The following is a 25,669-nucleotide window of genomic DNA, read 5'->3' as shown; positions in this document are numbered from 1 at the left end:
CACCGGAAGGCAATGCTTGAGGGCAAGGAAAAATCAGCAGGAATATGCGGGCGTTTTGGCCAGGCGAATGTACTTTCGCCCCTCCTTTCATGTAAAATAGTAGGCATACTGTCATATCGACATAGGAGGTACATGCCAATATGCCACTGCGTCCCGAGTCCACGGCAATCGCAAGCTCCATACGCGCCAATCTCGAATCCTGCATTCTCGGAAAATCGTTTGAAATACAGCTTCTGCTTACTGCCCTCCTGGCGGGGGGCCATATCCTGATCGAGGATGTTCCCGGCACCGGCAAGACCCAGCTCATCCGGGCGCTCGCGCGCTCCATGTCCGGTGATTACCGGCGCATCCAGTGCAACCCGGATATTCTCCCGAGCGATATTACCGGCGTGTCGGTCTATCATCCGCGCGACGAGATGTTCCATTTCCGCCCGGGTCCCGTGATGACCAACATTCTGCTCGCCGACGAGATCAACCGGGCGACGACGAAGACCCAGTCCGCTCTGCTGGAGGTTATGGAAGAACGGAACGTTACCGTTGACGGCGAGACTTACGAACTGCCGCATCCGTTCATGCTGTGCGCGACGCAGAACCCGATTGATTTCGAGGGAACCTATACGCTGCCGGAGGCGCAGCTTGACCGGTTCATGCTGAGAATCAGCCTGGGCTATCCCGACGCCGAGACGGAGCGGAATCTGCTGCTGACTCATCAGCAGGGCCAGCCGGTCGATACGCTCCAGCCGGTTACGGGCATGGAGGAGATTGCTTTCATCCAGCAGGAGGTCCGCGATATTTATATCAGCGAGCCGGTCCTGGACTATCTTCTCGACATCGTCCGTCAGACCCGCGAGCATCCTTTGGTGCTGCTTGGAGCGAGCCCGCGGGCGGCGCTGTCGTTCATGATGGCCTGCAAGGCGTACGCGTTCCTTCAGGACCGCGACTATGTGCTGCCCGACGATGTGAAGACGCTGACGCCTTACGTGCTGGGTCACCGCATTCTGCTGCGTCCGGAATCGCGGCTGGACGGAACCGACGCCGGCGCTCTGCTGGACAAGCTGCTGCAGACGGTGCGCGTGCCGGTCTCGATGAGGAAGTAACATGCGGTCCTTACTGGCCAAGGCGGCGGCCTCTGTTCAGCCTGCCAAACTGGCCGCCATGCTGGCGGTCTGGGTTGTCACTCTGCTGTACGTCCTGTTTCAGGGCGGCAAAAATTCGGTCATGCTCTTCACCATGGCCACGATCCTCATTCTGTACTTGCTGACCGGCGGCCTGCTGGGCGTCCGCCGGGCCAAGGGCGTCCGCACCCTGCTGTCGGCGGGCGACAGCCCCGAGCCGCTGGCTGCCGGCGGCTATCTCCAGGTCCGGCTCCGGCTGAACGTCCCCGGCATTCTGCCGCTGCCCTATCTTGTTGTCCGGGAGATGCTGAAGAAGCATAACGGGGAGAGCTGGAAGTTCGAAGACAGCCTCATCCCCGATTACCGGGGACGCAGCGAGCTCCGCTTCCAGACGCCGCCGCTCGAGCGCGGCATCTACACTTTTCAGGAGACGGAGATTGGAAGCATTGATGTATTCGGGCTGGTGGAGCACAAGGGATCTTTCCTCGCGGAGGGCCGCTTCCGGGTGCTGCCGCGGACCGTCTACCTGCCCCGCTGGAATCTGTACGAGCGCTCTTCGCGCCGTTCGGGCTTGCAGACGTCCCTGGCGCAGTCGCGGCGCGAATCGGTGCAGATCAACGGGGTCCGGGACTATGTCTACGGCGACCGGCTGAGCCGGATTCACTGGAATGCCACCGCGAGGACCGGGGCCTGGAAATCCAAGGAGTTCGAGCATGAATCTGTGCCGCGGACGATGGTCGTCCTGGACGGGACGGCTCGCGTGTACTCCAATTCGGCCCAATTCGAGCTGGCCGTATCGGCAGCGGCGTCGCTGCTCGGCTTCGGCCTGCGCGAGCGGATCGGAGTCGGACTGTGCGCGATCGACCGGGAGATCCGCTTCTTCGCGCCTGCCGAAGGCGCGGCGGACCGCCGCCATATGACGCATGCGCTGATTGACCTGAATGCGGAAGGCAGCGGACGCCTGCTGGAGAAGCTGGAGAAGAGCAAGCAGCTCTTCCCCCGCGGCTGCCATTTCGTGTTCGTCAGTCCGCAGAGTGGAGGGGCTGCGCTTGAAGTGCTGCGCTGGGCGGAGAACCGGGGGATGATGCCGGTCCATCTGCATGTCCGCAACCCGGCTTCACCCGGCCGCTATGCCGAATGGGCAGGCACGCTGGATTCCTGCGGAATGGCCGGTTATTCGGTCGCTGCGCTTGAAGAGCTGCCGGCCGCCCTGGAAGGGAGAGAAGCAAGATGAGAATCTGGCGCAATCCCCTGAAGGACTGGTCCCGCGCTTTTGCTGTTCTCTGGCTTGTCATCTTCGCCATGCAGTGGGTATCCGTCACGGAATCTTACTGGCTGCAGCAGACAACCGGCGCCGTGAGGACCGCGCTGCTCGCTGCCGCATTGCTGGAGATTCTGCTGCCGCTGGCCGCGCCGCTGCGGCTGGCGGCGGTTATCGCCGCAAGCATCTATACGACGTTCCGCGCCATCAACGACTACGGCTTATACCTGCCGTTCCCCGGAGCTCCGCCCTTGGAGAAAGCCAGGGATCTGGTGTCGCAGATGGAGCCGTACCTATGGTTCGCGCTCGGAGCGGCAATTCTGCTTCTTCTCCTGTCCCGGTCGGTATCGGGGCGGATTCGAATTCTGCTGTTCCTTGGACTGAACCTGACGGCGCTGGCGGCGCTGGATTCCTTCACGGTGTCGGAACTCTGGCAGGAGACGGCCTGGTCGGTCTTCGCCGGATTGGGCTGGCTCGTTACGGACCATCTTGCAAGCTTCCGCAAGCGCTACCCGCACAGCTGGAGCTATATGCTGGAATATCCGTTCAAGATTATCGCCAATCTGGTCGTCGTCTTCTCGCTCATCCTGCTGGCCGGAGTATCCGTTCCGAGCGTCAGACCGACGCTGACTGATCCGTATACGGCCTGGACGCATTGGCAGGGGGAAGGCGGAGGCAGCGGGGCCTCGCAGTCGGAGAGCGCGGGGAAGGCCGCAGCCAAGACCGGGGGAACCGGGTCCGCTAATACGACCTCGGGCTACAGCAACAATGATACCCGGCTCGGCGGAGGCTTCGCCTACGACTATTCGCCCGTTATGACGGTCGTGTCGGATACGCGAATCTACATGCGGGGCGAGACCCGGGCGGTCTACTCGGGCAAAGGATGGACGGACGGCAACCGCCAGGAGCGGGGAGCGCTCGAGGAGGCCGAGGCGGAGCGCGAGCTGGCCAACAGCTTCGCCCCGTCGGTCCCTACCAAGAAGGTTCGTTATTCTGTCCGGATGCTCAACAGCAACCGGTATCCCGTTATCTTCGGCGCTTATTCCATTTCGCGGATCGAATCCATGGAAGACGGCGGACAAGTGCCGTCGCTGTCGTGGCGTCCGCGCGACGGGGAATTGATCGTCAATAATCCGAAGGCTTCGCCGTATCCGCGTTCTTACATTCTGACTTCCGAAATCCCGGTTGTCCCGATCCGGGAGCTGGAGTCGGCTAGCTATGAAGAACTCTACGGGGGCCGGGACGTTCCCGAGCTCTTCCTTCAGCTCCCCGACTCGTTCCCGGAGCGAGTGCGGGAGCTGGCCCGGAAGGTAACAGCCGAAGAGGAGACGCCGTATGAAAAGGCGCGCGCGCTGCAACAATATCTACAGCAATCGTTCCCTTATACGAATGAGCCGAATCTGTCGCTCAAGAAGAGCCGGGACTTTGTAGACGGCTTTCTGTTCGAGGTTCAGTCGGGCTACTGCGATTATTATTCCACGGCAATGGTAACGATGGCCCGGTCGCTGAACATTCCGGCCCGCTGGGTCAAAGGCTATGCGCCGGGCTCCCAGGCATCGCTGCCGGACAACCTGGAGATGCGCGGTGCCGCGAACAACAGCTATACCATTACCAACGCGGACGCCCACTCCTGGGCCGAGCTGTATTTCGGCGAGTACGGCTGGCTCCCGATCGAGGCGACACCGGGCTTCAACGCGCCGCTTCTGACCGAGAAAGAAAAGACGCCGGCCGGAGAGGAACCGAAGCAGCCGGAGACTCCGGCCGCCAATCCGGCAGGCCCAACGCAGACCGATGATTCGGGCTTCCTGAACGGCGCAGGTCCCTGGCTGATCGGCGCAGCAATCTGCGTGCTCGCCCTCTGGGGAGGCTTCCTGCTCTGGAACAGCCGGATGACGCTTCGTTTCCTGCGTTACCGGCTTCGCCGCGGCCGGCCGCTGACGCCGGACGAGAAGGTTCTGGCCGAGACGGAACGGTGGCTTGCCTTCATGAAGCGGCGGGGCTTTGGCCGCCCCTCCCACGAGACACTCCGGGAGACGGTCGCCCGCTGGAGCGGTGAGAAGCCGGCCATATCCGCGCCGCTGGAGCAGCTGCTGGCCTGGTTCGAGAAGGCCCGGTACAGCCCCGAAATTATAGAAGACAAAGACTGGCAAGCCGTGTATACTGAGGTTTTGCGGCTGCGCAAATTGGTGAAGGCCGGGAGGTGAAGTCATGTTTGAAAGACTGGTTCCGAAGCTGAGGGTAAATACCGTCTTTGATATTGATCTGGAAGGTCTGTATGCGAAGGGATACCGGGGAATTATTACGGACCTGGACAACACGCTGGTCGGCGCCAAAGCGCCTCTGGCAACGCCGGAGCTTATGCTCTGGTTCGAGAAAGTCAAATCGATCGGCTTCAAGCTGGTCATTGTATCCAATAACAACATGCAGCGGGTGTCCAAGTTCGCGACTCCCCTGAACATTGAATTTGTACATGAAGCCCGCAAGCCGAGCAACGCGCCGTTCCGCAAGGCGATGAAGCTGATGGATCTGGCGCCCGAGCAGACCATTGTCGTGGGCGACCAGATGCTCACCGACGTCTACGGCGGCAACCGCATGGGGCTGTATACCGTGCTGGTTCTGCCGATCTCCGCCGCCGATGAAGGCATCGGAACGCGGATCAACCGCCGGGTAGAACGGATCGCCTTGACCCGGCTGCGCAAACAAGGATTGTGGCATGAGGAGGAAGAACGGAAATGAATGAAGGAAAAGAAGAGGCCCGTCCGCCGCGCTGCAGCGGCTGCGGCGCCCTTTTGCAGACGGAAGACCCGGGACGCACGGGCTATGTGCCGGAAGCGGCGCTGTCCCGGGAACCGGTGATCTGTCAGCGGTGCTTCCGCATCAAGAACTACAACGAGGCTTCGACGGTCTCGCTGGATCAGGACGAGTTCCTCCGCCTGCTCTCGGGCATCGGTGAGAAAGACGCGCTGGTTATCCACATTGTGGACCTGTTCGACTTCGAAGGCAGCCTGATCAGCGGGCTGCAGCGGTTTGTCGGCAGCAATCCGGTCATTCTGGCCGTGAACAAATGCGATCTGCTGCCGAAGGTGACGAACTGGAACCGGCTGCGCAACTGGGTGCAGCAGCGGGCCAAGGAGCTCGGGCTGCGCACGGCCGAGATTATTCTGTGCAGCGCGAAGCGCAACCAGGGCTTCGACCGGCTGCTGGAGACGGTATCAGCGCTGCGCGGATCGCGCGACGTCTATGTGGTCGGAGCGACCAATGTCGGCAAGTCGACGCTGATCAACCGGCTGATCTCCGACTACAGCGATCTGGAGCAGGAATTGACCGTCTCCCGCTATCCGGGGACGACGCTCGGCACGGTCAGCATTCCGCTGGACGACGGGCATTTTATCGTGGATACGCCGGGGATCGTCTACCCTTGGCGGTACAGCGAACTGGTTGACCGCCGGGATCTGGATGCGGTCATGCCTTCGCAGCCGCTGAAGCCGGCTTCGTATCAGCTGAACGAAGGCCAGACGCTGTTCTTCGGCGCTCTGGGCCGGTTCGATTTCGTGCAGGGGCCGCATCAGTCGTTCACCTGCCATATCAGCGGCAGTCTGAAGATTCACCGGACGAAGCTGGAGCGGGCCGATTCGCTCTACGCCGAGCACCGGGGCGGGCTGCTCACGCCGCCCAAGGGCGAGGCTGCGGCCAAGCTGCCGGAATGGCAAAGGCACGAATTCCGCATTCCCAAGGGGAGCCGCAGCGATGTCTTTATCTCCGGCCTCGGCTGGATCAAGGTGAATTCGCAGGAAGGGGCGGTAGTGGCCGTCCATGTGCCCAAGGGCATCAAGGTGCTGGTGCGCCCTTCCCTGATCTGAGGGCGGAAGGAGGATGAGCCATATGAACGCTGAAGCCATTGCCCCGAAGGCGGAAGGCTATCTGCTGCTCGGGGTTATCGGCTGCCCGGTGGCGCAGTCGAAATCGCCGCTCATGCACGGCGCTGCGCTGAAGGAGATGGGGCTAGAGGGAAGCTATGTTCCGCTTCATGTGGAGCCGGAGCGGCTTGGAGAGACCATCGCCGCCATGCGGACCCTTGGCTTCCGGGGATTCAATGTCACGATTCCGCACAAGCTTGCCATTATGGATTATCTGGACGATGTGGACGAGCGGGCGCGGGAGATTGGAGCGGTCAATACGGTGCTGAACGAGGGCGGCCGCCTCAAGGGATACAATACGGACGGCATCGGCTATGTCCGGTCGCTGAAAGCGGAAGCGGCGCCCGAGCTGGCCGGCAAGCGGGCCGTCGTCATCGGAGCCGGAGGGGCAGCCCGCGGTATTGTCGATGCGCTTCTGCGGGAGAATCCGGCCTCGGTCACGATTGTCAACCGCGATGCCACCAAGGCGGCGTCGCTCGCGGATGCAATGGCAAGCCGGGGAAGAGTGGCGGCTCTCGGAACGGACAAGCTTCAGGAGGCGGCTTCCGCTGCCGATATTCTCATTAATACGACTTCCGTCGGGATGTATCCCCAAGAGTCGGCGACTCCGATTCCGGCGGAATGGATTCCCGGCGGCATTGTCGTCAGCGATCTGATCTATAATCCGCTGGAGACCCGGATGCTCCGGGAGGCGGCGCAGCGCGGCTGCACGGTTCACGGCGGCCTCGGAATGTTCGTCTACCAGGGAGCTTACGCGCTGGAATACTGGACGGGACGCCCGGCGCCCGCCGGGGTTATGCGGGAAGCGCTTCTGCGGAATTTCGGGTAATACGAATTTAGAGGACTACGAAGGAGCACAACTATGTTAACAGGCAAGCAAACCAGATATCTGCGCGGTCTCGCGCACCATCTCGATCCGGTCTTCCAGATCGGCAAAGGCGGGCTGAACGACCATCTCGTCCGCCATGTCGAGGAAGCCATCGAGAAACGGGAACTTCTGAAAGTAAGCGTATTGAACAACTGCGGTGAAGATGCCAAGGAATTGGGGCCGGAGCTGGCGAAGCAGGCCGGCGCCGAACTCGTGCAGGTGATCGGCAAGACGATTATTCTCTACAAGGAATCCCGGGATAACAAGACGATTGAACTTCCCCGCTGAGTAACCCAGGGGAGGACGGGAGCTTGCCGGATGTCTGATTATACAGGCGGGAGATGATGACATGAAGGTCGGTATTATGGGCGGCGCGTTCGATCCCATCCATGTCGGGCATCTGCTGGCGGCCGAGACGGCGCGGGAGGCGTGCGGACTGGATGAAGTCTGGTTCATGCCTTCCCATGTTCCGCCCCACAAACAGGCCTCCGGCGTCTCCGGAGAGGAGCGGCTGGCGATGGTGGAAGCGGCGGTGAAATCCCATCCCGCCTTCCGCAGCCTCGATCTGGAACTTCGCAAAGGCGGCGTCTCCTATACGATTGAGACGGTCCGCCTGCTGCAGGAGCGGCATCCCGATGTGGCGTTTTATTTTATTATCGGAGCCGATATGGTCGCTTATCTGCCGAAGTGGAAGGAGATCGGGGAGCTGGCGCGCCGGCTTCGGTTCATCGGCGTGGCAAGGCCGGGAACGCCCCTCGATCTTGACGCGCTGCCGCCGGAGATCGCAGGCAGCGTAACCGTCGCCGGTATGCCCCAGATGGATATCTCGTCCACGGCTATACGCAGACGGGCGGCGGAAGGCCGGTCCATCCGCTATCTGGTGCCGGATGCGGTTCATGATTTGGTGAGCAGGAGGGGATTATATGGAGTACAACCGTAGGGAATTGATGCAGTCCGTGTCTGCCCAGATGCCGGAGAAGCGCTGGCAGCATACGCTCGGAGTCATGTCTTCCGCAGCGGAGCTGGCGCACCGGTACGGAGGCGACCCGGACAAGGCGGAGCTGGCGGCGATTCTGCACGATGTAGCCAAATACTGGCCGGTGGAGCGGCAGCGCGCCGTAATCGAAGAGAATGGGCTGAACAAGGAGCTGCTGCTCTATGACAAGCAGCTGTGGCATGCCGAAGTCGGCGCTTTCGTCGCGGAGCATGAGTACGGCGTAACCGACCGGGAAGTGCTGGATGCGGTTCGCTACCATACCTCGGGGCGCGAGCAAATGACCCTGCTGGACCGGATCGTCTGTCTTGCCGACTATATCGAGCCGGGGCGGGACTTTCCGGGCGTGGACCGCATTCGCGAGCTCTCGATGAAGAGCCTTGAAGAAGGGCTGATTGCCGGACTTGACTCGACCATCAGCCTGCTGATCGCCAAGCGCCGGATTATATTTCCGCTGACGGTGCTGGCACGAAATGATCTAGTGCAAAAATTGGAGGGAACGGAATGACCATTACATCCGAAGAGCTGCTGCGCAAGACGCTGACGGCTGTGGAAGACAAGAAAGCGATGAATGTTGTCGCGCTCGATCTGCGCGGCGTGTCGCTGATCACCGATTACTTTATTATTTGCCACGGCAACTCCGATACCCAGGTGCAGGCCATCGCCGCCGAGGTCCGCAAGGTGGCCCAGGAAGCGGGGGCCGCGATCAAAGGCATCGAAGGCATGGATGCGGCCCGCTGGGTACTGATGGATCTGGGCGACGTGGTGGTTCATGTCTTCCACCGCGACGAACGCGAATACTACAATATTGAGCGCCTCTGGTCCGACGCCAAGGTCGTGACGCCGGTATGAGTCTGATTGCCGGAACGACCGTTACTCTGGATGTGGCGCGCGAAGTGTCGCCTTACGGGTATTTTCTGAGCGCGGGCGACCAGGATGTGCTGCTTCACTATACGGAACTCACCGGGAAGATCAAGCCCGGAGACAAAGTGGAGGTCTTCCTGTTCTTTGATACGGAAGACCGGCTGGCCGCCACCATGAAGAAGCCGTATCTCCAGCTTGGCGAGATGGCGCTTCTGGAAGTAGCGGATATCCATCCGCGTCTGGGCTGCTTTCTCGAGATGGGCCTTGGCCGCCAGCTCCTGCTGCCGATTCGCGAACTTCCGGACCTGAAGGAGCTCCATCCTAAGGTTGGAGACAAGGTATTCGTGATGATGGAGCATGACAAGCAGGGACGGCTGCGGGCCAAGCTGGCCGGCGAACAGGAGCTGGCTCCTCTGGCCTTCCCCGCTCCGGCGTCCTGGAGAGGCCAATGGATGAAGGCTCGGGTGTACAAGCCTCTTCAGATGGGCACCTTCGTGCTGATCGAGGGCGGCGTGCTCGGCTTCGGCGTCATCGGCATGATTCATGCTTCCGAACGGCCGCGCCTGCTTCGTCTCGGCGAGGAATTCGAAGCCCGGGTCTCGCATATCCGCGAAGACGGCCGGGTAAATCTGTCGATGGCCCAGCGGAAGGAAGTCGGGCGGGATCTGGATTCCGAGCGGCTGCTGACCTTCCTGAAGGAACGGCCGGGCGGCGCAATGCCGTATTCCGATGCGACGCCGCCGGACATTATCAAGCAGCGCTTCGGCATCAGCAAGTCGGCCTTCAAGCGGGCGTTGGGCAAGCTGATGAAGGAAGGGCTGGTTACCCAGAAAGAGAACTGGACCTATCTGGCCAAGCCGGAAGAAGAATCGGGCGAGCCGTCATGAATGCCTACGGCAAATTCGCCTATGTCTACGATGAACTGATGGCCGACATGCCGTATGCGCGCTGGCTGGCCTTCGCCGAGGAGGCGTGGGAGCGCTTCGGCCGCCGTCCGGGATCGGTGGCCGAGCTGGGATGCGGAACCGGCAGTATTGCCATTCCGCTCTCCGAGCGCGGATATGAGGTGACAGGCATTGATCTGTCCTCCGACATGCTGGCGGTGGCGCAGCAGAAGCTGGAGGAGCGCCCGGGAGGACTGCGGCGTCTCAGAGAAGGCGGCGTGCGCTGGGTTCGGCAGGATATGACGGAATGGGAACTCGGCGAACCGGTGGATGCCGTGATCTCGTTCTGCGATTGTCTGAACTATGTGCTGGACGAGCAGGGCGTGGAGGCCGTCTTCGCCCGTACGTACGAAGGACTTGCTCCGGGAGGGCTGTTTCTGTTCGATGTGCATCATCCGAATACGCTGGTGCGCTACGACGAGGAGCAGCCTTTTATCTATGATGAGGAACGGATCTCTTACATCTGGACCTGCGAACTGGATGTTCCCCGCCGCGAGATCGAGCATCGTCTGTCGATCTTTGTCCGCGAAGAGGGTGACCGGTACCGCCGCTTCGAGGAGATTCATGTGCAGCGGGCGTATGAACCGGAGTGGATCGTCGCAGCACTCGCGCGCGCAGGCTTCACCGGAATCGAAAAGGTTGCCGACTTCGAATGGCTGCCTGCCGGCGACGATGCGGAGCGGCTGTTCTTCGCTGCCGTCAAGCCGGAGTAAGGAAGCGGGCAGGAAATCGCCCGACAACGAGTCTGCCGACAGGCATTGATTCGGGATGACCTCACTCAATAACTGGTTAACAAGCCAAAGGGCCGCCCCTCCGGGGACGGCCCTTTGTGTTGTCTTCCCATCCTTACCGGTGCTCGACGAGGTCAATGGCCCCGAGCACGATATGGGCCAGCCCGAACCCAAGCACGCCGGTGGCGGCGAGCTTGTATTTGCTGCCCAGAAAGGCGGCGCTTCCTGCAGAGACGACGGTTCCAAGCACAGCGGGAATCAGACCTTCACGCATTGGAGACACACTCCTTCTCATAGTTTGGGAGACAAGTTCTAGTGTCTGCCGGGGAAGGCGTTCTTATGCATGTACGGCTCGAATCACTCTACGCCCGCTTCGGTCAAAGAAGAACGTCCCGCCGCTTGTTCGACATCATGGACGTTATACAGTACACGGGCCAGCAGATCCTGGCTGTAGTTGCCGAAATGCTTGCCGTAGATCGTCAGTCCCCGCTTGTTGACCGATTTGTCCGACACCGCGAGCCGGAAGGTCAGCTCGCTCTTGTAATCCAGCTTGATGTCGCCTAGCGTTACATCCGAGATCCGGCAGCCGTCAATGAAGCTTCCTTCATTGTTGATCCGGATCAGCTTCAGCATGCCGTACTGATTGAGATGCGGCGGCCACCAATCGGGATTGAAGGTTCCTCTCGCATCGCCGAAATCGCCGGGACTGGTCCAGTACCCGATCTCAATGCCGTTCAGGTAGAAATAAATATCGGACGGATAGTTGTCGGCGAAGCCCGGGGCTTCCGAGCCGAGTTCCATGGAGAATTGGATTTCGCGGAAGGTCTGGTTGGCCTTCAGATAATTCGGAATCCGGTATTCCAGGAAGCCCTCCGCCATCCAGATAATCTCCGAGTCAATCCGCTGCGGATCGGCAAAATAACGCGGCTCATCGAAATCGCCGATAATGCTGTCCTTGGTAGCCAGCCCGCAGGTCGGCACGGCCTGATAGTTGCTGTAATGCCCGACCTGAATCTCCACTTCGTACAAATTGTCGGTTTCTTTGCTGCGCAGGTCGACCAGCAGCTTGTCTTTGTTCAAATAACAGATCTTCTGGATGCCGTGTTTGCCGACCGACGTGTTGATCTCGATCAGGCCGCTCTCTTCGAGCTTCTTGATGTGCATCGTGATGGCGCCGTTGCTGAGATTAAGCTTCTTGGCAATTTCATTGAGGTTCAGGGCCTGGTTGGCGGCCAGCATTTCGAGGATTTGAATCCGGATTTCGGAGCTGAGCGCTTTGAAAATGTCGATCCCGCTCATCAGATCTTTAATATAGATCATGGATGGATACCTTCTCCCAGTGACTTTGTGAAAAGAGGAATAATGTTGTTTTAAACAATTATAAACTTATGTACAGAAAAAGGAAAGCTTTATTACCCACCACCCAACAATAAAGTAAGTTTTAATCTTTTTCTGTGGATAAACATGATTATATTTTATATAAATATGTATTAAAAGGTCGAAAATCGAGTCAATAACAAACGTATTTCTGCTTTACAGAGGCTTTTCCTAGTTAAATTCAAATAAAACTAAAATGTTTTATATATTATTATTTACAAGGGTCCTTCTATGTGTTATTTTATACCTGTAAGCGGATACATTCAATTCATTTTTAATCATTTTACTAATACATAAAATGGGAGATGGTGAACTTGCCAGCCGACAAGCTGCAAGCCCGGCTTACGGTCGATAAATCCTTCGTGATTTCGGCGATCGACAAGCGCATATATGGTTCTTTTATCGAGCATCTTGGACGCGCCGTATACGGAGGAATCTACGAGCCCGGACATCCTGAAGCGGACGAACGCGGATTTCGAAACGATGTGAAGAAGCTGATCCGGGAGATCGGCGTTCCGATTATTCGCTACCCCGGCGGGAATTTCGTATCCGGTTACAATTGGGAGGACGGCGTCGGTCCCGTGGAAGAGCGGCCGCGCCGGCTGGAGCTGGCTTGGCGGACCGTCGAGCCGAACGAAGTCGGTACGAACGAATTCATGAAGTGGGCTGCCGAGGCCGGATCGGAGCCGATGATGGCGGTCAATCTCGGAACCCGGGGCGTCGATGCCGCCCGCAATCTGCTGGAGTACTGCAATCACCCCGGCGGAACGAAATGGAGCGACCTGCGCCGCAAGCACGGTTATGAGCAGCCGCACCGGATCAAGACCTGGTGCCTCGGCAACGAGATGGACGGTCCCTGGCAGATCGGCCAGAAGACGGCGGCCGAATACGGCCGGCTGGCTTACGAGACCGGCAAGGCCATGCGTCTGATCGACCCGCAGATCGAGCTGGTCTCCTGCGGCAGCTCCAGCTCCGCGATGCCGACCTTCCCGGAATGGGAAGCGGTTACGCTGGACCATACCTACGAGGTGGCGGACTATGTATCGCTGCATCAGTACTATGGCAACCGGGATCATGACAGCGCGAATTTCCTGGCGCGCAGCATGGATCTGGATCATTTTATCAAGACGGTCGTCAGCACCTGCGATTATGTTAAAGCCAAGAAACGCAGCAAGAAGACGATGAATCTGAGCTTCGACGAGTGGAACGTCTGGTATCACTCCAATGAGGCCGATACCCGGATCGAGCCTTGGACGGTCGGTCCGCCGCAGCTGGAAGACATCTACAATTTCGAGGATGCGCTCCTGGTCGGCAGCATGCTGATTACGTTCCTGAAGCACGCCGACCGCGTCAAGATCGCCTGTCTGGCCCAGCTCGTCAATGTCATTGCGCCGATTATGACGGAACCGGGCGGCGCCGCCTGGCGGCAGACGATCTTCTACCCTTACCTGCACGCCTCCCGTTACGGACGCGGGGTATCGCTTCAGCCGATTATAGAATCGCCGAAGTACGACGCCCAGGATTATACGGATGTCCCTTATCTGGACAGCGCCATCGTCTTTAATGAAGAGAACGACGAGCTGACGATCTTCGCGGTCAACCGCCACTTAAGCGAGGGGATTCCGCTGACCTGCGATATCCGGGGATTCGAGGGATACGGGCTGCTGGAGCATATCGTGCTTTATCACGAGGACTTGAAAGCGTTCAACCGCGCCGGAGAAGAGCGGGTTGCCCCGCGCCGGACCGAAGGAACCGTCTGCCGCGACGGGTATGTCGAGACGGTGCTGCAGAAGGCTTCCTGGAATGTGATCCGGCTTGGCCGGGTTCAATAACCGCCGGTAGTTAGAGCCGTTTATGGCTCTTCTATATAGCAATTCTTCTATAAACAGCTTCCAGCTAAATATTTCTAGGAGGGGTTAGTGTGTTAAAGAAAAAAGGTTGGTTCACCGTCATGTCTCTGGTGCTGGCATCCTCCGCAGTCCTCGCCGGCTGCGGCGGCAACAACGATAACGGCAACGCGGGCAGCAGCGCGGGCGCAACGGCCGGCAGCAATGCTTCCGGCAAATCGTCCAGCGGTGAAACGAAGAACCTGACATTCATGTTCAGAGGAGGCACCGACGAGCAGGCCGCCTACAAGAAAGTCGTCGATCAGTTCGAGAAAGATCATCCCGGCGTCAAGGTTAAAATCGTCGTTACGGCAGCCGATCAATACGCCACCAAGCTGAAAGCGGCAATTACCGGCAACAACGTTCCCGATGTCTTCTACTACGGCCCCGGCGATATTAAAGCCTACGTGAACAGCGGCATTCTGCTGAACCTGACCCCTTATATTGAGAAGGACAGCAGCATCAACCTCGACAACATCTGGAAATATGGCATTGACCTGTACCGGTACGACGGCACAACCGCCGGCCAGGGCGACATTTACGGCATGCCGAAAGACGTCGGCCCGTTCGCTCTCGGCTACAACAAGACGATGTTCGAGAAGAGCGGCGTTCCGCTCCCCGATAAAGATAAGCCGTACACCTGGGATGAGTTCATCAAGGTCAACCAGCAGCTGACAAAGGACACCGACGGTGACGGCAAAGTGGACCAGTTCGGCACAGGCTTCAACGTGAACTGGTCGCTGCAGTCGATGGTATGGTCCAACGGCGCCGACTGGCTGGATTCCACGAAGACCAAGGTTACGATCGACGATCCGAAATTCGCGGAAGCGCTTCAGTATTTTGCTGATATGCAGAACAAGTACCACATTACCCCGTCGACGGAACAAGCGCAGACCCTGGATACTTACCAGCGCTGGATGAAGGGCGAAATGGCGTTCTTCCCGGTCGGACCTTGGGATATGAGCACCTATGACAAACTGCCGTTCGAATATGATCTCATCCCGTGGCCGGCCGGCTCCACCGGCAAATCGGCAACCTGGACCGGATCGCTCGGCATCGGGGTATCGGCCAAGACGAAATACCCGGAAGAAGCGGTGGCTCTGACCAACTACCTGACGACCTCCAAGGAAGGCATGGACCTGCTCGTCGGAGCGAAGGTGCAGATTCCGAACCTGATCGACATGGCCGACACGTGGGCGAAGGATGCCTCCATCAAGCCGGCCAACAAGGAAGAGTTCCTGCAAGTCGTGAACGAGTACGGCCGTTCGCTGCCGGGCAACTACACGTACAACACCGAATGGTATGACCTGTTCTTCACGGACATTCAGCCTGTGCTCGACGGCAAGGTTACGGCTGCCGATTATGTGAAGTCCGAACAGCCGAAGATGCAGAAGCTGCTCGACAAGGCGATTGCACAGGAGCAGAAATCCAAGAAATAATCCGTCTGCAAGTCAAGTGAAGAATGTTGCCGGCGCTGATGCCAAGCGGCCCGGCAGCATTCTTCATTCTAATCAGAACTTGAGGTGATACGTGCAATGTTCAAATCCAGCCTCTACCGGAAAGAGCGGATCTATGGATTCCTGTTCATTCTTCCGCCGTTGATCGGTCTGCTCGTCTTTACGCTGTATCCGATGATCTATTCCATCTACGGCTCGCTGACCGACTGGGACGGCCTGGGCCAGATGAATTTCATCGGCCTGAGCAATTTCAAGGACCTGCTCACCGATGAGCTGTTCCACAAGGCGCTGTTCAACACCCTGTACATGATGCTCGGCATTCCGGTCGGCATTACGCTGGCGCTGCTGCTGGCGCTCGGTCTGAACCGGGGCATTCCCGGCACGACGGCCTTCCGCGTGATCTATTATGTTCCCGTCATTTCGTCGCTGGCCGCCATCTCTATTATGTGGAGCTGGGCGTATAACGGCGACTTCGGTCTGGTTAACCAGTTCCTCGATCTGTTCGGCATTTCGGGACCGAACTGGCTGGCCAACAAGCATACCGTCAAGCCTGCGCTGATTATGATGGCCGTCTGGAAGGGTCTCGGCTATACGATGCTGCTCTATCTGGCTGCCCTTCAGAGTGTCTCCCGCTCGTATTACGAAGCGGCGGAGCTCGACGGCGCCGGGGGCTGGAAGACCTTTTGGCATATCACCTGGCCGATGGTCCGCCCGGTTACGTTCTTTATCGTAGTAACGAACATCATCGGGGGCTCGCAAATCTTCACCGAAATGAACATTATGACGCCTACAGGGGGACCGGAGTATGCCTCCGCTTCCGTGGTGTTCTACATTTGGCAGAAGGCGTTCGGCAATTTCCAAATGGGGTATGCGTCTGCGATGGCCGTCGTACTCGGATTGTTCATCTTTGTTGTGACACTGATCCAATTCCGGATGAACGAGAAATCTTCGTTCGACGTCGACTGATCGCGTAAAGGAGGAGACCCTATGAACTCATTGTCCTATTCGGGCAGAAGAAAACTGACCAATGCCCTGATCTTTATTCTGCTGGCCATCGGCGCCGTCTTTATGATCGGGCCGCTGCTGTGGATGCTCTCCACGTCCCTGAAGGAGAAGCAGGATGTGTTCGCCCTGCCGCCGGTGTGGATTCCGCATCCGTTTGTTTTTGACAAGTACAAGGAAATCTGGACGGCCGGTCCGCTGCTGAACGGCATCAAGAACAGCGTGATCATTGCGGTGTCCGTAACGGTGGTCGGAACGCTGACCTCCAGTCTCGCGGCCTTTGCGTTCGCCAAGCTGCAATTCCCGCTGAAGAACAAAATTTTTCTGCTGATGCTGTCGTCCCTGATGATTCCGTATCCCGCGGTTATGATTCCGCAGTTCTTCCTGTTCTCCAAGCTGGGCTGGATCGACACGCTGCTGCCGCTGATTGTACCCGGTCTGTTCGGCAACATTGTCATGATCTTCTTCCTGCGGCAGTATCTCAGCAGCGTGCCCAACGCCATTATCGAGGCCGCGAAGATTGACGGCAGCTCCTATTTCCGGCTGTACAGCTCGATTACCTTCCCGCTCATCAAGCCGGCCGTTGCCGCCCAGCTCATTCTGTGGTTCATGGGCATCTGGAATGATTATCTGGCGCCGATTATCTATCTGAATTCGCCGGAGAAGCAGACGCTTCAGCTGGTCATTGCGAACTTTAATGCGACTTATGCCATCCAGACCGATTATCCGCTCATTATGGCCGCATCCATTATTGCGCTGCTGCCGATGCTGATTACCTTCCTGATCTTCCAGAAGCAGATTATCGAGTCGGTCGCCATTTCGGGAGTCAAAGGCTAGAGGAGGCGAATCATGGACGAGAAGCCGGTGTTTCCGGATTCTCCGGTCGTGTTCCCGCTCCTATGACCTGTCGATCTCCGGCAGGGAGGAAGCGTGGACGATCAACAGCGCCCCGGGCGCATATAGAGATTAGGAGGGAACGGCTTGACCACTGTAATGACATTGAAGGCGGACAAGAGCAAAGGCCGGATCAGCCGGCATATCTACGGTCACTTCGCCGAGCATCTCGGCAGGTGTATCTATGAAGGAATCTGGGTAGGCGAGAATTCGGATATTCCGAATACAGAAGGCTACCGCACCGATGTCCTGGAGGCGCTGCGGAATCTGAAGATTCCCGTGCTGCGCTGGCCGGGGGGCTGTTTTGCCGACGAATATCACTGGAAGGACGGCATCGGCCCTCGGGAAGGGCGCAAGCGGATGGTCAACACCCACTGGGGCGGCGTAACCGAGAACAATCATTTCGGCACCCATGAGTTCTTCCGCCTGTGCGAACTGCTGGACTGCGAGCCTTATATCTGCGGGAACGTCGGCAGCGGCACCGTTCAGGAGATGTCCGAGTGGGTGGAATATATGACGTTCGACGGCGAATCGCCGATGGCGGACTGGCGCCGCCGGAACGGCCGCGAGGAACCGTGGCGGCTGAAGTATTTCGGCGTCGGCAACGAGAACTGGGGCTGCGGCGGGAATATGCGTCCCGAGTATTACGCCGATCTGTACCGGCGGTATCAGACGTATACCCGCAATTACGGCGACAACCGGCTGTACAAAATCGCGGGAGGCCCCAATGTCGATGACTATCATTGGACCGAGACGCTGATGAGGGAAGCCGGCCGGTTCATGGACGGCCTCAGCCTGCATTACTACACCATCCCGGGCAGTTGGGAACAGAAGAAGTCCGCTCTGGGCTTCGACGAAGCCGACTGGGCCGAGACGATGGGCAAAGCCCTCCATATGGATGAGCTGATAACCCGGCATTCCGCGATCATGGATCAGTACGATCCCGAGAAGCGGGTCGGGCTCATTATAGACGAATGGGGAACCTGGTTCCTCTGCGAGCCGGGCACCAACCCGGGCTTCCTCTACCAGCAGAACAGCCTGCGCGATGCGCTGGTGGCGGGCATTCATCTGAATATCTTCCACAAGCACTGCGGCCGCGTCCATATGGCAAATCTGGCCCAGGCCGTCAATGTGCTGCAGGCTCCTGTGCTGACCGAAGGCGACAAGCTTGTCCTGACGCCCACCTATCATGTGCTGGAGATGTACAGCGTGCATCAGGACAACGAGTATCTGGAGCTTGTCTTTGACAGCCCCATGTATACGCACGGCAGCCAGCCGCTGCCGCAAATCAGCGCAACCGCATCGCGGGATGGGGAAGGACGCATTTATCTCTCTCTCTGCAACCTGAGCCACTGTGACGGAGCTTCCTTGACGATTCAGGTGGAGGGGGCCGAGACGGCCTCCGTAACGGGCCGGATTCTGACCCATTCCGATCTGGAAGCCCACAATACCTTCGAGGCCCCGGACCGGATTCAACCGGCGGCATTCCGCGGCGCTTCCCTGGCGAACGGCCTTCTATCCTGCGCCGTCCCGGCCGCATCCGTCATCGTGCTTGAGCTGTCTTGACACCTGGGTCCAATTCATACGAAGGAGATAAGCCGATATGAACAAGAAGACATTCAACAACCCTTTGATTGAACAGCGCGCCGATCCCTGGATTTACAGACATACGGACGGCTTCTACTATTTCACGGCATCCGTGCCGGAATACGACCGCATCGAGCTGCGGCGGGCTTCGTCCCTCGAAGGACTGGCTGAGGCCGAACCGGCCATTGTCTGGCGCAAATACGAGACCGGGCCGCTGAGCGCCAATATCTGGGCGCCGGAGATTCATTTTAATGCGGGCAAATGGTATATCTATTTTGCCGCCGCCCGCACGACCGAGACGAATGACGGATTGTTCGACCATCGGATGTTCGCGCTGGAGAATGCTTCGGAGAACCCGCTGGAAGGGGAATGGACCGAGAAAGGACAGGTCAAGTCCGCCTGGGAATCCTTCTGTCTGGACGCGACTACCTTCGAGCACAAGGGCAAGCTCTACTACGTATGGGCCCAGAAAGATCCGGAGATCGAGGGCAATTCTAATCTGTATATTTCGGAAATGAGCAATCCGTGGACGCTGACCGGGAAGCAGACGATGATTTCGCAGCCGGAATACGACTGGGAGATTATCGGCTTCCGCGTGAACGAGGGCCCGGCGGTTCTCAAGCGGAACGGGCGAATCTTCATCAGCTTCTCCGCCAGCGCCACCGACTTCAACTACTGCCTCGGCCTTCTGTGGGCGGACGAGAACGCCGATCTGCTGGAGGCGTCCTCCTGGACGAAGCTGCCGGAGCCGGTATTCCGGACGAACGAAGCCCACAGCCAGTACGGACCGGGGCACAACAGCTTCACCGTGGACGAGGACGGCAGCGATGTGCTGGTCTATCATGCCCGCAGCTACAAGGAGATTACGGGCGACCCCCTGTACGATCCGAACCGCCATACCCGCGTCAAAAGCTTCGGCTGGTCCGAAGACGGCCTGCCGGAGTTCGGCGAGCCGCAGCCCGATACCGAGGCGGGCCGCTGAGAAATTTACAACCTGATCAAGAGAGCCGCTTCATAAGAAAATGAAAGTGCCAGCCCGGATAATAATGGGCTGGCACTTTGCTGTTCCAGTCTCTGGACAGACGGAACGTTGTATGCGTGCAGCAGGGTGCCGGTTACGGAACGTACTGTTGCACGATGGAGATAATCTGTCCGTTCTGCACGGTAATGTGATACGGGAAGGCTCCGAGGTCAATCACATCCGAGGAAGCGAACTGTCCGATGAACGTTCCCAGATTGACCGGTTCGTTCCACTGGATATCGAGATCGGCGGGATCGCCGGTATGGTCGAACAATTGAACCTTCACGGAAGCGTCGGCTGCGACCGGATAGGTAATGGTATTGTCGCTGTCATTCACAATATAGTAGCCGTCCGGCGCGCCGCCGATTTCCCGGTAGGATTCCGGGTCTTCCTTGGCGAACATGGCGTCGGCCGCCTTGCCTTCATACCAATCTATCGGATCGGTGGTTACCGAGAAGCCGTTGCCGTCGGTATGAAAGGCCTTCAGATAGACGGTATAGGTCTCGGCCGGAGCTGCCTGGTCCGCAGCTGCGCTTCGGGCCACTGCAAAGGTCCCGCCCGTGCTGGCCGTACTGACGAGGGTTAGAAGCAGCAGGACCAGGACGGACAATATGTACGCTCTCTTCTTCATCAATCGGTTCTCCCCCTTGGCTAAAGCACGGTATATGGCTTATATACCCGCTTCATCCGTTCTCAAACGCTTCTTTTCCTCAATAAACGTAATTTCGGGCAAAAAGGTTGCAAACCGTTCACACGGCAGACAAGGCTATTCATCAAAAGGGAAGAATCCGGGCATAGTAAATATCGGAATTTATGCCAAGGGGGAGTGAGATCATGCCGGGGATTCTGCGGATTTACCGGACCGACTGGCGCCGCCTCTTCCGGGCTCCGGTCGCTCTGCTGCTGATAGCGGCGCTTGTGGTTCTCCCGTCCGTCTATGACTGGGTGAACGTTGCTGCGGTCTGGGACCCGTATACCCGCACATCGGGCATTCCGGTGGCGGTCGCGAACCTGGACCGGGGAAGCGCTGCTGCGGGAACTGCCTTCAATGTCGGCGAAGAGGTCGTGGCGAGCCTGCGGAACAACACTTCGCTGGGCTGGCGCTTCGTAAGCCGGGCAGCTGCCGAGAGCGGCGTCCGGCGGGGCGATTATTATGCCGCCATTGTCATTCCGGCCGACTTCTCCGCCCGGCTGGCCGGGGTTCTGGAAGGCGGGGAGAACAAGCCGGAGCTGGTCTATGAGGTCAACGAGAAGCTGAATGCCATTGCGCCCAAGATTACCGATAAGGGCGCCTCGTCGATCACGGCCCGGATCGACGAGCATTTCACCCGGACGCTCAGCGAGACGGTGCTGGCTGCGCTGCAGCGCGCCGACCGGGAGCTGGTCTCGAACCTTCCGATGATCCGGAGGGTGGAGGCGGGGCTGTTCGCGCTGGAGAAGCGGCTGCCGGAGCTGGAGGAGGCGGGGCAGAAGGTGCTGGAGGTGGAAGCGAAGTGGCCGGAGATTGCAGCCGCGGCCCAGCGGGTCGCGGGTCTGACCCGCCTGCTCCCGGAAGCCGATGCCGCCGCCTCTGCCGTCCTGCTGCTGCAGGAGCGCTGGCCGCAGATCGAAGAAGCGGCCGCGGGTCTGGCTCCGCTGCGGGACCGGCTTGCGCCCGGCCTGGAGCAGGCCGGAGCGATCGCCTCGCAGCTCGAGCAGGGCGCGGCCGATACCGCCGGCCGCCTCGAAGCGGCGCTGGCCGGGCTGGAAGCGGCCCGGGCGGCGCTGGAGGCCGCCGCCGAGCCGCCGGCGGCCGCTGCGGAACCGGCGGCAACCGCTCCGCCGGTTGAGGCGCTGGCGGCCGCGAAGCAGGCCGCCGACGCAGGCAGCGCCGCAGTTCAGGCGCTGCAGGGCAGCCTGCCGGAGCTGCGGCAGGCGGCGGAGGCGCGCCGGCTCGGCGAGCTGGCGAAGGCCGAGCTGCCGCAGGCGCTCTCCGGCCTGCCGGCGGCCGGAGCGAAGCTGGATGCCGCGGCCGGCTGGGTCCGCGGCGAGTGGCCCGCCGCCGAGCAGCGGCTGCGGGAGGTGTCCGGCCGGATCACGGCCGGACTGCCCGAGACCGGCCGCGACGTGCACCGGGCGGCTTCGCTCGTTCGCGGCCGGCTGCCGGAACTGACGCAGGCGGTGCGCCGGGCGGCGGATGCCGTCCGCCGGGTGAAGGGCGCGGCCAACCTGGACGAGGTGTCGGCGCTGCTTGCCGGAGACATGGCGGCGAGAAGCGATTTTCTGGCGAGCCCGGTCCTTCTGAAGGAGAAGAAGCTGTTCCCCATTCCGAACTATGGTTCGGCGATGACGCCGTTCTATGTGGTGCTGTCCCTCTGGGTGGGCGGGACGCTGCTGGTCTCGCTGCTGCGGATTTCGGTAGAGACGGATGAAGTCCGGTACCGGCCGTATCAGCTCTTCTTCGGCCGGCTGCTGACCTTCTCTACCATCGGCGTGCTGCAAGCGCTGGTAGCCGTTCTCGGCAATCTGTACCTGCTGCACTGCTATGTGGCGAGTCCGGCCGTCTTCGTCCTGTCGGCGGTGCTGATCAGCCTGGTGTTTGTTACCGTGCTGTTCGTTCTGGTCTCGGTGTTCGGCAATGTCGGCAAGGGCATCGCCATCATCTTCATGGTGCTGCAATTCTCCAGCTCAGGCGGGACGTTCCCGGTCTCCACCGCCGGTCCCTTCTTCGAGGCGCTGCATCCGTTCATGCCGTTCACCTATGCCATCGGCCTCCTGCGCGAGGCGGTAGGGGGAGCGGAGCCCGGAACGGTTCTGCGGGATGCAGCCGGGCTGCTCGGATTCGCAGCCTTGGCGCTGCTTGCCGCGCTCGCGCTGAAGCGCCCGCTGGAGCGGCTGGTTCGGCATTCGGCCGAGCAGGCTGCCCGGTCCCGTCTGATTTCATAAAGGTGCGGGCGTCAGGCGCTAAGAGCCGAGATTGGCGAAGTCTGGAATTCATCCACAGAAAGGAGAGAAGAGCATGAGCGGCAGCATGAAGAACGGCGGAGAGCTTGATTGCCTGTCCGGCAAGCTGGATCAGGATATCGAAGAGATCGGCCGCAGGCTTGGAGGAAGCTCCGATCTGGCCGTCAAATCGCTGGTGGTCTCGGGGCGCTATCCGTCGGCCCTGGTCTATCTGGAGGGGCTGGCGGATCAGGCGCTGCTTCAGACCGCCCTCGAGTCGCTGATGCGCGTTCCCGGGGACGGCGGCGAGAGCGAAGCAGTGCAGGCGGGACAGCCGCCGGAGGACTTGCTTCGCCGGATCTGCGAGCGGGTCCTGACGACCGGCGGAAGCAGCCGGGTGAAGGACTTCAACGGGCTGTTCCAGTCGCTTCTGTCCGGCGACAGTATCCTGCTGGTTGAAGGACAGAGCGAAGCGATCGCGGCCGGAACCGGCGGGGCCGAGGAGCGGTCCGTCGGTGAGCCGACCTCGCAGGCGGTCGTCCGTGGACCGATGGAGGGATTTACGGAGAATATCCGAACCAATATATCGCAGATTCGCCGGCGCATCCGCGATACGGGCCTCTGGAGCGAGAAATACATCATTGGCCGGCGGACCCATACCGAGGTCGCAGTGCTGTATATGAAGGACATTGTGCGTCCTGGGGTGCTGGAGGAGGTCCGAATCCGTCTCGGCTCCATTGATATCGACGGCATTCTGGAGAGCGGTTATATAGAAGAATTCATTCAGGAGACGGCCTTCACCCCGTTCCCGACCGTCTTCAATACGGACCGTCCCGATACGGCGGCGGGAGCGCTGCTGGAGGGCAGGGTCGTCATCATTGTGGACGGCACCCCGTTCGTTCTGCTGGTGCCGGCGCTGTTCGTTCAATTCTTTCAATCCGCCGAAGATTACTATCAGCGCGCCGACATCAGCTCGCTGCTTCGGATGGTCCGGGTCATATCCCTGTTCATATCCATGCTGCTTCCCGCTCTCTATGTATCGCTGACGACCTATCATCAGGAGATGCTGCCCACGGCTATGCTGATTTCGCTTGCCGCCCAGCGCGAGGGGGTTCCCTTTCCGGCGTTTGTCGAAGCGCTTCTCATGGAATTCATCTATGAGGTATTGCGCGAAGCGGGTGTTCGAATGCCCCGGACCGTCGGCCAGGCGGTCTCGATTGTCGGTACACTGGTCATCGGCCAAGCGGCGGTTGATGCCGGAATCATCTCCGCTGCAATGGTCATCATCGTCTCGCTTACGGCTATTTCCAGCTTTGTTATTCCGTCCATCAGTATGTCGATCTCCGTCCGTATTATCCGGTTCGGCATGATGATTCTGGCAGGCTCTTTCGGGCTGGTGGGCATATTTTTCGGATGCGTCCTGCTGACCGTTCATATTTGCAGTCTTCGTTCATTCGGGGTTCCGTACTCCATGCCGTTCGCGCCTGCGGCGGAGGACGAATGGCAGGATACCATTCTTCGGGTCCCCTGGCCGCGGATGAAGCGGCGGCCGACGACGGCGGTTGCTGACAATCGACGTCGTCTGGGTAAGCGGGGGAGTAAGGGAGGCGGCGGGTCATGACAGGGCGGGTTCGCATCTGCCGGAGAGCCGCGCTCTCGCTGCTTCTCCTTCTGCCGTGCCTTACCGGCTGCTGGGACCGTCACGAGCTGAACGAGCTCGCGCTTGGCGTCGGTCTAGGAATCGACAAGACGGGCGACGGCTACAAGCTGACCGCCCAAGTAGTCATTCCGTCCGAAGTTGCAGTGAACATGAACAGCTCCGGGGGGTTGCCGGTCACGGTCTACGAAGAGTCGGGACCGACCATATTTGAAGCTCTGCGCAAAATGACCATACGAAGTCCCCGGAAGGTCTACCTGGCACACCTTCAGGTAGTCATTCTCGGAGAGGAGCTGGCCCGGGAGGGAGTCGCCGATTTTATCGACTTTCTCGTAAGGGACCCTGAGGTCCGCGGAAATTTCTATATGATTGTCGCAAAAGACACCACCGCCGAACAGACGCTGCGGATCCTGACGCCGCTGGAACGCATTCCGGCCAACAAGCTGTTCAGTTCACTGACAGTCTCCACCAATTACTATTCACCCACCTCGAACGTCAACATGATGCAGCTCTTGGACGAACTGTTGGCCGAGGGACGTGATCCCGTGCTGACCGGACTTATGATCACGGGCGATGCGAAGAAGGGGGAGGAAGCGAACGGAGTCAAAAGTACGCTTCCTTCCGCACGGCTGGTCTACAAGAACCTCGCGGTATTCCGGTCCGACAAGCTCATCGGATGGCTGGATGAGAATGAATCCAAGGGCTTCAATTATGTGACAAATCAGATTCAGAACTCGGTTGGCCACATCGTGGTCAACGGAAATAAAATTACGACCGAGGCGACCAACAGCACGACCAAGATCCGGGTACGGGAAGTAGAGGGACGCCCGGTGTTTGACATTCATGTTCAAAATACGGTCAATTTGGCGGATGTCGCAAGTCCGATTGATGTCACCGAGAAGAAGAATCTCAGGATGATTGAGAAGAAAGCGGCGGAAAAGATTGTATGGCTGATGAATCAGGCCATTGAAGCGGAGAAGACAAGGATGCACAGCGATTTCCTGGGACTTGGACGTGCGGTGAAACAGCAGCAGCCGGCTCTCTGGCTCCGTCTCGGAGAGGGCTGGAATGACCGGCTGAGCGAGCTGGATATTCACTGCCGGGCGGATGTTCATATTCTTCTGTCAGGTTCAAGCGGAGCTTCGATTAAGCATTCATTGGAGGAATAAGAG

General features: G+C 59.3%; 24 protein-coding genes. 21 read left to right on the top strand and 3 right to left on the bottom strand.

The window, feature by feature from the left end; translation table 11 throughout:
* Positions 1 to 140 precede the first annotated feature (140 nt).
* The 12 genes from RBI05_RS13895 to RBI05_RS13840 all read left to right on the top strand — a co-directional run bounded on the left by RBI05_RS13895 (position 141) and on the right by RBI05_RS13840 (position 10,676).
* Complete coding sequence (locus tag RBI05_RS13895; protein WP_310551549.1) at positions 141 to 1,097, top strand: AAA family ATPase; 957 nt, start codon at positions 141 to 143, stop codon at positions 1,095 to 1,097.
* A 1-nt stretch (position 1,098) separates the two neighbouring features.
* Positions 1,099 to 2,349: a DUF58 domain-containing protein gene (locus RBI05_RS13890; RefSeq protein ID WP_310551548.1), complete on the top strand. Its 1,251-nt coding sequence runs from the start codon at positions 1,099 to 1,101 to the stop codon at positions 2,347 to 2,349.
* Complete coding sequence (locus RBI05_RS13885) at positions 2,346 to 4,580, top strand: DUF4129 domain-containing transglutaminase family protein (RefSeq protein ID WP_310551547.1); 2,235 nt, start codon at positions 2,346 to 2,348, stop codon at positions 4,578 to 4,580. The genes RBI05_RS13890 and RBI05_RS13885 overlap by 4 nt, the downstream gene beginning before the upstream one ends.
* Before the next feature lie 4 nt (positions 4,581 to 4,584).
* Positions 4,585 to 5,112, top strand: a complete 528-nt coding sequence (locus RBI05_RS13880; RefSeq protein ID WP_310551546.1) for a YqeG family HAD IIIA-type phosphatase — start codon at positions 4,585 to 4,587, stop codon at positions 5,110 to 5,112.
* The gene (yqeH, locus tag RBI05_RS13875; RefSeq protein WP_310551545.1) at positions 5,109 to 6,236 is read left to right on the top strand and encodes a ribosome biogenesis GTPase YqeH; all 1,128 of its coding nucleotides are present in this window, start codon (positions 5,109 to 5,111) and stop codon (positions 6,234 to 6,236) included. Before RBI05_RS13880 ends, yqeH begins: the two co-directional genes overlap by 4 nt.
* Before the next feature lie 22 nt (positions 6,237 to 6,258).
* A complete protein-coding gene (locus RBI05_RS13870; RefSeq protein WP_310551543.1) occupies positions 6,259 to 7,122 on the top strand; it encodes a shikimate dehydrogenase in 864 nt (287 codons plus the stop codon).
* 33 nt (positions 7,123 to 7,155) lie between these two features.
* Positions 7,156 to 7,449 carry a ribosome assembly RNA-binding protein YhbY gene (gene yhbY, locus RBI05_RS13865; RefSeq protein WP_150457742.1) on the top strand — a complete coding sequence of 98 codons (294 nt, stop codon included), beginning with the start codon at positions 7,156 to 7,158 and terminating at the stop codon, positions 7,447 to 7,449.
* 61 nt (positions 7,450 to 7,510) lie between these two features.
* A complete protein-coding gene (nadD, locus tag RBI05_RS13860) occupies positions 7,511 to 8,101 on the top strand; it encodes a nicotinate-nucleotide adenylyltransferase (protein WP_310551541.1) in 591 nt (196 codons plus the stop codon).
* Positions 8,085 to 8,663 carry a bis(5'-nucleosyl)-tetraphosphatase (symmetrical) YqeK gene (gene yqeK / locus RBI05_RS13855; protein WP_310551540.1) on the top strand — a complete coding sequence of 193 codons (579 nt, stop codon included), beginning with the start codon at positions 8,085 to 8,087 and terminating at the stop codon, positions 8,661 to 8,663. Before nadD ends, yqeK begins: the two co-directional genes overlap by 17 nt.
* A complete protein-coding gene (gene rsfS, locus RBI05_RS13850) occupies positions 8,660 to 9,007 on the top strand; it encodes a ribosome silencing factor (RefSeq protein WP_150457739.1) in 348 nt (115 codons plus the stop codon). Before yqeK ends, rsfS begins: the two co-directional genes overlap by 4 nt.
* Positions 9,004 to 9,906, top strand: a complete 903-nt coding sequence (locus RBI05_RS13845) for a CvfB family protein (protein ID WP_310551539.1) — start codon at positions 9,004 to 9,006, stop codon at positions 9,904 to 9,906. Before rsfS ends, RBI05_RS13845 begins: the two co-directional genes overlap by 4 nt.
* Positions 9,903 to 10,676: a class I SAM-dependent DNA methyltransferase gene (locus tag RBI05_RS13840; protein WP_310551538.1), complete on the top strand. Its 774-nt coding sequence runs from the start codon at positions 9,903 to 9,905 to the stop codon at positions 10,674 to 10,676. Before RBI05_RS13845 ends, RBI05_RS13840 begins: the two co-directional genes overlap by 4 nt.
* A gap of 133 nt (positions 10,677 to 10,809) precedes the next feature.
* Here RBI05_RS13840 and RBI05_RS13835 read toward each other — a convergent pair whose 3' ends face one another.
* Entirely contained in the window at positions 10,810 to 10,968 is a 159-nt protein-coding gene (locus RBI05_RS13835; RefSeq protein WP_150457736.1) for an asparagine synthase, read from the bottom strand.
* Positions 10,969 to 11,051: 83 nt separating this feature from the next.
* On the bottom strand, positions 11,052 to 12,014 hold the full coding sequence (locus tag RBI05_RS13830) for an ArsR/SmtB family transcription factor (protein ID WP_310551536.1): 963 nt from the start codon (positions 12,012 to 12,014) through the stop codon (positions 11,052 to 11,054).
* Positions 12,015 to 12,376: 362 nt separating this feature from the next.
* Here RBI05_RS13830 and arfA point away from each other — a divergent pair, with 362 nt between their 5' ends.
* From arfA to RBI05_RS13800, 6 genes are all read left to right on the top strand, one after another.
* Positions 12,377 to 13,903 (top strand): arabinosylfuranosidase ArfA, encoded by a 1,527-nt coding sequence (gene arfA / locus RBI05_RS13825; protein ID WP_310551535.1) that lies wholly within the window; start codon positions 12,377 to 12,379, stop codon positions 13,901 to 13,903.
* An 89-nt stretch (positions 13,904 to 13,992) separates the two neighbouring features.
* Positions 13,993 to 15,396, top strand: coding sequence for an ABC transporter substrate-binding protein (locus RBI05_RS13820; RefSeq protein WP_310551534.1), 1,404 nt, complete (start codon positions 13,993 to 13,995; stop codon positions 15,394 to 15,396).
* A 96-nt stretch (positions 15,397 to 15,492) separates the two neighbouring features.
* Positions 15,493 to 16,380: a carbohydrate ABC transporter permease gene (locus RBI05_RS13815; RefSeq protein ID WP_150457732.1), complete on the top strand. Its 888-nt coding sequence runs from the start codon at positions 15,493 to 15,495 to the stop codon at positions 16,378 to 16,380.
* A 21-nt stretch (positions 16,381 to 16,401) separates the two neighbouring features.
* Positions 16,402 to 17,253 (top strand): carbohydrate ABC transporter permease, encoded by an 852-nt coding sequence (locus RBI05_RS13810; RefSeq protein WP_408638335.1) that lies wholly within the window; start codon positions 16,402 to 16,404, stop codon positions 17,251 to 17,253.
* A gap of 156 nt (positions 17,254 to 17,409) precedes the next feature.
* Positions 17,410 to 18,876: an alpha-N-arabinofuranosidase gene (locus RBI05_RS13805; RefSeq protein WP_310551592.1), complete on the top strand. Its 1,467-nt coding sequence runs from the start codon at positions 17,410 to 17,412 to the stop codon at positions 18,874 to 18,876.
* A 37-nt stretch (positions 18,877 to 18,913) separates the two neighbouring features.
* The gene (locus tag RBI05_RS13800; protein WP_310551533.1) at positions 18,914 to 19,879 is read left to right on the top strand and encodes a glycoside hydrolase family 43 protein; all 966 of its coding nucleotides are present in this window, start codon (positions 18,914 to 18,916) and stop codon (positions 19,877 to 19,879) included.
* A gap of 133 nt (positions 19,880 to 20,012) precedes the next feature.
* Here RBI05_RS13800 and RBI05_RS13795 read toward each other — a convergent pair whose 3' ends face one another.
* Complete coding sequence (locus RBI05_RS13795) at positions 20,013 to 20,549, bottom strand: hypothetical protein (protein ID WP_310551532.1); 537 nt, start codon at positions 20,547 to 20,549, stop codon at positions 20,013 to 20,015.
* Positions 20,550 to 20,752: 203 nt separating this feature from the next.
* Between RBI05_RS13795 and RBI05_RS13790 the strand changes: the two genes are divergently transcribed.
* The 3 genes from RBI05_RS13790 (at position 20,753) to RBI05_RS13780 (ending at position 25,666) form a co-directional block, all read left to right on the top strand.
* Positions 20,753 to 22,843 (top strand): YhgE/Pip domain-containing protein, encoded by a 2,091-nt coding sequence (locus RBI05_RS13790; protein ID WP_310551531.1) that lies wholly within the window; start codon positions 20,753 to 20,755, stop codon positions 22,841 to 22,843.
* A gap of 73 nt (positions 22,844 to 22,916) precedes the next feature.
* Positions 22,917 to 24,461 (top strand): spore germination protein, encoded by a 1,545-nt coding sequence (locus RBI05_RS13785; RefSeq protein ID WP_310551530.1) that lies wholly within the window; start codon positions 22,917 to 22,919, stop codon positions 24,459 to 24,461.
* The gene (locus RBI05_RS13780) at positions 24,458 to 25,666 is read left to right on the top strand and encodes a Ger(x)C family spore germination protein (protein WP_310551529.1); all 1,209 of its coding nucleotides are present in this window, start codon (positions 24,458 to 24,460) and stop codon (positions 25,664 to 25,666) included. The genes RBI05_RS13785 and RBI05_RS13780 overlap by 4 nt, the downstream gene beginning before the upstream one ends.
* Positions 25,667 to 25,669 lie beyond the last annotated feature (3 nt).

Origin of the sequence: Paenibacillus glufosinatiresistens, assembly GCF_031470375.1 — a bacterium.
Taxonomy (GTDB): Bacteria; Bacillota; Bacilli; order Paenibacillales; family Paenibacillaceae; genus Paenibacillus_AQ; species Paenibacillus_AQ glufosinatiresistens.
Note: the sequence above shows the minus strand (reverse complement) of the source record. Positions and strands in the feature narration are given on the sequence as shown.

Coding starts and splice junctions, on each gene's coding strand:
- RBI05_RS13830 (WP_310551536.1), bottom strand. CDS start 12,014: ATGATCTATATTAAAGATCTGATGAGCGGGATCGACATTTTCAAAGCG.
- yqeK (WP_310551540.1), top strand. CDS start 8,085: ATGGAGTACAACCGTAGGGAATTGATGCAGTCCGTGTCTGCCCAGATG.
- RBI05_RS13890 (WP_310551548.1), top strand. CDS start 1,099: ATGCGGTCCTTACTGGCCAAGGCGGCGGCCTCTGTTCAGCCTGCCAAA.
- RBI05_RS13790 (WP_310551531.1), top strand. CDS start 20,753: ATGCCGGGGATTCTGCGGATTTACCGGACCGACTGGCGCCGCCTCTTC.
- RBI05_RS13805 (WP_310551592.1), top strand. CDS start 17,410: ATGACATTGAAGGCGGACAAGAGCAAAGGCCGGATCAGCCGGCATATC.
- yhbY (WP_150457742.1), top strand. CDS start 7,156: ATGTTAACAGGCAAGCAAACCAGATATCTGCGCGGTCTCGCGCACCAT.
- RBI05_RS13845 (WP_310551539.1), top strand. CDS start 9,004: ATGAGTCTGATTGCCGGAACGACCGTTACTCTGGATGTGGCGCGCGAA.
- RBI05_RS13800 (WP_310551533.1), top strand. CDS start 18,914: ATGAACAAGAAGACATTCAACAACCCTTTGATTGAACAGCGCGCCGAT.
- yqeH (WP_310551545.1), top strand. CDS start 5,109: ATGAATGAAGGAAAAGAAGAGGCCCGTCCGCCGCGCTGCAGCGGCTGC.
- RBI05_RS13795 (WP_310551532.1), bottom strand. CDS start 20,549: ATGAAGAAGAGAGCGTACATATTGTCCGTCCTGGTCCTGCTGCTTCTA.
- RBI05_RS13840 (WP_310551538.1), top strand. CDS start 9,903: ATGAATGCCTACGGCAAATTCGCCTATGTCTACGATGAACTGATGGCC.
- nadD (WP_310551541.1), top strand. CDS start 7,511: ATGAAGGTCGGTATTATGGGCGGCGCGTTCGATCCCATCCATGTCGGG.
- rsfS (WP_150457739.1), top strand. CDS start 8,660: ATGACCATTACATCCGAAGAGCTGCTGCGCAAGACGCTGACGGCTGTG.
- RBI05_RS13880 (WP_310551546.1), top strand. CDS start 4,585: ATGTTTGAAAGACTGGTTCCGAAGCTGAGGGTAAATACCGTCTTTGAT.
- RBI05_RS13835 (WP_150457736.1), bottom strand. CDS start 10,968: ATGCGTGAAGGTCTGATTCCCGCTGTGCTTGGAACCGTCGTCTCTGCA.
- RBI05_RS13815 (WP_150457732.1), top strand. CDS start 15,493: ATGTTCAAATCCAGCCTCTACCGGAAAGAGCGGATCTATGGATTCCTG.
- RBI05_RS13810 (WP_408638335.1), top strand. CDS start 16,402: ATGAACTCATTGTCCTATTCGGGCAGAAGAAAACTGACCAATGCCCTG.
- RBI05_RS13870 (WP_310551543.1), top strand. CDS start 6,259: ATGAACGCTGAAGCCATTGCCCCGAAGGCGGAAGGCTATCTGCTGCTC.
- RBI05_RS13895 (WP_310551549.1), top strand. CDS start 141: ATGCCACTGCGTCCCGAGTCCACGGCAATCGCAAGCTCCATACGCGCC.
- arfA (WP_310551535.1), top strand. CDS start 12,377: ATGGTGAACTTGCCAGCCGACAAGCTGCAAGCCCGGCTTACGGTCGAT.
- RBI05_RS13885 (WP_310551547.1), top strand. CDS start 2,346: ATGAGAATCTGGCGCAATCCCCTGAAGGACTGGTCCCGCGCTTTTGCT.
- RBI05_RS13785 (WP_310551530.1), top strand. CDS start 22,917: ATGAGCGGCAGCATGAAGAACGGCGGAGAGCTTGATTGCCTGTCCGGC.
- RBI05_RS13780 (WP_310551529.1), top strand. CDS start 24,458: ATGACAGGGCGGGTTCGCATCTGCCGGAGAGCCGCGCTCTCGCTGCTT.